Raw genomic sequence first — 4693 nt, forward strand, 5'->3', positions numbered from 1 at the left:
GCCGAGACCCTGCGGCAGGACTACGAGGCCCGCCAGGCGGAATGGGCCGCCGAGCGGGAGCGCGCACGGGCGGCGCTGGACGAGGAGATCGCCGCGGAGCGGCGCCGGGCCATGACGGCCCTGGAGGACGAACTCGACGCCGAGCGCCGCAAGGTTGCCGCGCTCGCCGAGCGGGGGGTGGAACGCGAGGCCGAGCGTCACGAGGCGGAGGTCCGTTCCCTTGCCGCCGGGCTCGCCGCACGGCTGCTGGAGCGTGCCGCCTCCCCCGCGCTGGAGCGCAGTCTCATCGACATGGCCGTCGAGGACCTGGCCGGCCTGGACGAGGCGCAGCTCGCGCGCATGCGCGAGGCCGAGGGGCCCATGGAGGTGGTGAGTGCCTACACACTGGCGGCGACGGACCGCGATGCCCTGCGTGAGGCGGTGGAAGCGCGGCTGGGCGCCGGCCGCGAGTGGCGTTTCAGCGAGGATCCGGCGCTGATCGCGGGTGTGCGCCTGCGTGTCGGTGCCTGGGTGCTCAAGGCCGATGTCGCCGACGAGCTGGCGTTCTTCGCCGGGGAGACCGCATGAGCCGGGGCGCGACCACCGCCGGGCGTCTTGCCGGCTACCGCCCCGGTCTGCGGGTGCGCGAACAGGGCACGGTGATCTCCGTGGGCGACGGCATCGCCTGGGTGGACGGCCTGCCCTCGGCGGGCATGGACGACGTGCTGCGCTTCGAGGACGGCAGCCGCGGGCTCGTCTTCGAGCTCACCGAGGGACGGCTCGGTGCCATCCTGCTGGAGGAGACGGACCGGCTGGAGGCGGGCACCCGCGCCATGCCCCTGCGCGGCGGTCTCGCCATCGGCGCGGGGGACGCTCTGCTCGGCCGCGTGGTCGACCCGCTGGGGCGCCCCCTGGACGGTGATCCGCCGCCGCAGACGCGCGCCCGCCGCCCCCTGGAGGCGCCGTCACCGCCGATCACCGCCCGCGCGTTCGTCGACCGGCCGCTTTACACCGGCACGCGGATCATCGACACGCTGGTGCCTGTGGGCCGTGGCCAGCGCCAGCTGCTCATCGGTGACGAGGGCACCGGCCGCTCCGCCATCGCCATGGACGCGGTGATCAACCAGCGCGACCAGGGCGTGCTCTGCGTGTACTGCCTGATCGGGCAGAAGCGTTCCACCACCCTGTCCACGGTGGAGACCCTGCGCCAGAACGGCGCGCTGGCGCATACGGTGGTGCTGGTGGCCGAGGCGGTAAGCCTGCCGGGCATGAAATACCTCGCCCCGTTCGCCGCCTGCGCCCTGGCCGAGGAGTGGATGTACCGCGGCCACGACACCCTGGTCGTCTACGACGACCTGTCCACCCACGCCCGCGCCTACCGCGAGCTCTCGCTGCTGCTGCGCCGCCCGCCGGGGCGCGAGGCCTATCCCGGCGATATCTTCTACCTTCACGCCCGGTTGCTGGAACGCTCCACCGCCCTGGCGCCGTCGGAGGGCGGCGGCTCGATGACCACCCTGCCGGTGGTGGAGACCCAGCAGGGCGAGATCGCCGCGTACATCCCCACCAACCTGATCTCCATCACCGATGGCCAGGTGTATCTCGACCGCGACCTCTTCGCCGGGGGGTTCCGCCCGGCGATCGACGTCGCCCGCTCGGTCTCGCGCATCGGCGGCCAGGCCCAGCACCCGGCGGTGCGCGCGGCGGCCGCCCACCTGCGGCTGGACTACCTCCAGTTCCTGGAGATGGAGGTGTTCACCCGCTTTGGTGCCCGTCTGGAGGCGAGCATGGAGCGGCGCCTTGAACGCGGGCGGCTGCTGCGGGAGCTGTTGAAGCAGGACCGGCTGGCGCCGGTGCCGGTGGTGTTCGACCTCGCCTGGATGATCGCCTACCAGGCGGGGCTGCTCGATGACCTGGGTCCGGAACAGGCGGCGGCCCGGCTGAATGACCTGCTCCTGCACGTGGGTGCCAGCGGGTTGACCCTGGATTCGCCGCGGGACGCCTGGCTGGAGGCCCTGCGTGGCTGGCTCGGGGGCGGGCGGTGAGTGGCCGGGCCCGGGTGGAGGCCCGGATCGCGACGCTTGGCGAGCTCGGCGAGATACTCGGGAGCATGAAGACCCTCGCGGCTGTCGAGGCACGTACGCTGGCCAGGCTTCAGACCCATCAGGCCGGTGTGAGTGCGGTCATCGACACGGCTTCCCGGGCCTTCTGGCAGCACTATGGCGGGACGCTCCTGCCGGATGCCGGCACGCCGGTAACCCTGGCCGTGGGCAGCGAGCGCGGATTCGTGGGGGACTTCAACCGCCGGGTCGCGGCGGCGGTCCCCGCGGGCGCGCCCTGCCTGACCGTGGGCCGGCGCCTGCCCGGCCGGCTGCCGGCGGGTGTGCCGATGGTCGGGGCGCTGGATGGGCCGGTGGTCGCCGACGAGGTGGAGCCCGTGCTCACGGCGACGCTGGCGGCGTTTGCACGGTTCATCGAGGGCCTCGGGCCACCGCGGATCACCGCCGTCTATCAGGTCCCCGGCGGCGTCGGAGTCCGCCACCGGCAGATCTTTCCGCCGTCCCCAGAGCCGCCGGCGGTGCACGGTGCCGGCAATCCGCCGTTGCTCAACCTCTCCCCCGGGGACTTCCTGCGTGAGCTGCTGGACTACCACCTCACGGCCGCACTCCGGGACGTCGTCCTGTCCTCGCTCACCGCGGAGAACGAGCAGAGAACCCAGCACCTCGACGTCGCCGTGCGCCGGCTCGACGAACGCCGTGCGGCACTCAGGCGGCGCGGCCAGGCGCTGCGCCAGGAGGAGATCACCGAGGAGATCGAGGTGATCCTGCTCGGTGAGACGGCACTGGCGCCCCTGCACCGCGAGTGACGGCTCGGCGGCTCAGCTGATCCCCTCCCGGTGCAGCTCGCGGGCGATGGTGCCGAGCCGGGCGACGGCGTCCGCCACCGTGTCTGTCCACGGGTGCGCGCAGTTCAGGCGCAGGCAGTCGCGGTAGCGTCCGCTCGAGGAGAAGATCGGGCCCGCGGCGATGCTGATCCCCACCGCCCGGGCACGCTGCTGGAGGATGACGGCGTCGGTGCTCCGCGGCAGCTGCACCCAGATCACGAATCCGCCGCGCGGGCGCGTCACCCGTGTGCCTTCCGGGAAGTGGCGGCCGATCGCGTCCACGAAGCGCCGCACCTGGCGTTCGTAGCGCCGGCGGGCGCGTCGGAGGTGCCGCTCGTAGCCGCCCTGCTCCAGGTAGTCCGCTACCGCGAGGGTGGTGACCGTGGGGCTCGCCTGGCTGCCGGCGTACTTGAGATACATTACCCGGTCGCGGTAGCGCCCCGGTGCCACCCAGCCCACCCTGAGCCCCGCGCCCAGGGTCTTGGAGAAGGAGCTGCAGTAGAGGACGTCGCCGTCCTCGTCGTAGGCCTTGGCGGCCCACGGACGCACGCTGTTGAAGGCGAGCTCGCCGTAGACGTCGTCCTCGATCAGCGGCACGCCATGCTCGCGCAGAAGCGCCACCAGCGCGGCCTTGCGCGCCGGCGGGGCCAGGTGGCCCAGCGGGTTGCCGAAGCTCGGCATCATCACGCAGGCGCGGATCGGCCAGGTCCTGAGGGCGTGGGCGAGCGCGTCCGGGATCATGCCGTCGGCGGGGTCCGTGGCGATCTCCAGTGCACGCATGCCCAGGGACTCGATTGCCTGGAGGATGCCGTAGAAGGTCGGCGACTCGATGGCCACCACCTCCCCCGGGTTTGCCACCGCCCGCAGGCTCAGCACCAGCGCCTCCTGGCAACCGGAGGTCACGACCAGCTCGTCCGGGCCGGTGCTGCAGCCGGCATCGGCCATGCGCCGGGCGACCTGCACGCGCAGCTCCGAGCTGCCCGGCGGGAAGTCGTAGCCGGCGATGCGCCGGCGTGCGCGCCGGCGTACCCGCGCAAAGGATCGGTCCAGTGCCGCCCCGGGCAGAAACCCGGCATCCGGTACCGCGGCGCCCAGGGACATCAGGTCCGGATCGTGATGGGCCTGTACGAGCTCGAGAACCCGCTCCTGGCCGGAGACCAGGGACGGCCCCGGTGTCTCCTCGGCACTGACCTCCGGTGGCGCCGTGGCGTGGCGTGCACGGCCGCGCACGTAGAAGCCCGAGCGGGGCCGCGCCTCCAGGATCTCGCGCTGCTCCAGCAGCTCGCAGGCGGCCACCGCCGTGGCGACACTGACGCCGTACTGGCGGCGGAGCTTGCGCACGCCGGGCAGGCGCTCGCCCGGGGCGTAGGTGCCCTGTTCGATCTGTGTCTGTATTCCTGCCGCGACGCGTTCGTAGAGGTAATCACTCATCGCGGCCCATGATAGGCCAAACTGTACCGGTCAGCATTGCCCGCAACTGAATCTGTGTCTGCCGCCAGCCTTTCCCTAAGGTAAGCAGCGGTCGTGGTCGGGCCCCACCGGGACCTCCCCGGTGTCGCGGGGCCCGCCGCTCCCATCGCTGACCACCCGTGCCCGGCACGGGCGACGGCACAGCCGTCTACCGATGGGTGAGCGGGCCCGGCCGTCGATTGCGGCCGGGTCATCTGTGACCACGCAATTTCATGAGGAACGACCGATGTCAGCCGTTCTGAATTCCGACAAGGGCAACGAGTACCATCAGTACACCCCGACCTTCGCCGACTACTGGGACGACCTGGTCGGCTGGGAATCCCGCCTCGAGCGCGAGGGCCACTTCTACAACCGTCTGATCGG

The 4693-nt window shown here is 72.2% G+C and carries 4 protein-coding genes; 3 read left to right on the forward strand and 1 reads right to left on the reverse strand.

The window, feature by feature from the left end; translation table 11 throughout:
- The 3 genes from G7A99_RS15995 to G7A99_RS16005 all read left to right on the forward strand — a co-directional run.
- A partial coding sequence (locus tag G7A99_RS15995) for a F0F1 ATP synthase subunit delta (protein ID WP_163141957.1) occupies positions 1–567 on the forward strand: 567 nt, incomplete at its 5' end.
- On the forward strand, positions 564–2021 hold the full coding sequence (locus G7A99_RS16000) for a F0F1 ATP synthase subunit alpha (RefSeq protein ID WP_163141960.1): 1458 nt from the start codon (positions 564–566) through the stop codon (positions 2019–2021). The genes G7A99_RS15995 and G7A99_RS16000, both read left to right, overlap by 4 nt.
- Positions 2018–2842, forward strand: a complete 825-nt coding sequence (locus tag G7A99_RS16005) for a F0F1 ATP synthase subunit gamma (RefSeq protein WP_163141963.1) — start codon at positions 2018–2020, stop codon at positions 2840–2842. Before G7A99_RS16000 ends, G7A99_RS16005 begins: the two co-directional genes overlap by 4 nt.
- Positions 2843–2854: 12 nt before the next feature.
- Here G7A99_RS16005 and G7A99_RS16010 read toward each other — a convergent pair whose 3' ends face one another.
- Positions 2855–4291 carry a PLP-dependent aminotransferase family protein gene (locus G7A99_RS16010; RefSeq protein WP_163141966.1) on the reverse strand — a complete coding sequence of 479 codons (1437 nt, stop codon included), beginning with the start codon at positions 4289–4291 and terminating at the stop codon, positions 2855–2857.
- Positions 4292–4693: the final 402 nt, after the last annotated feature.

Source organism: Arhodomonas sp. KWT, assembly GCF_010993615.1.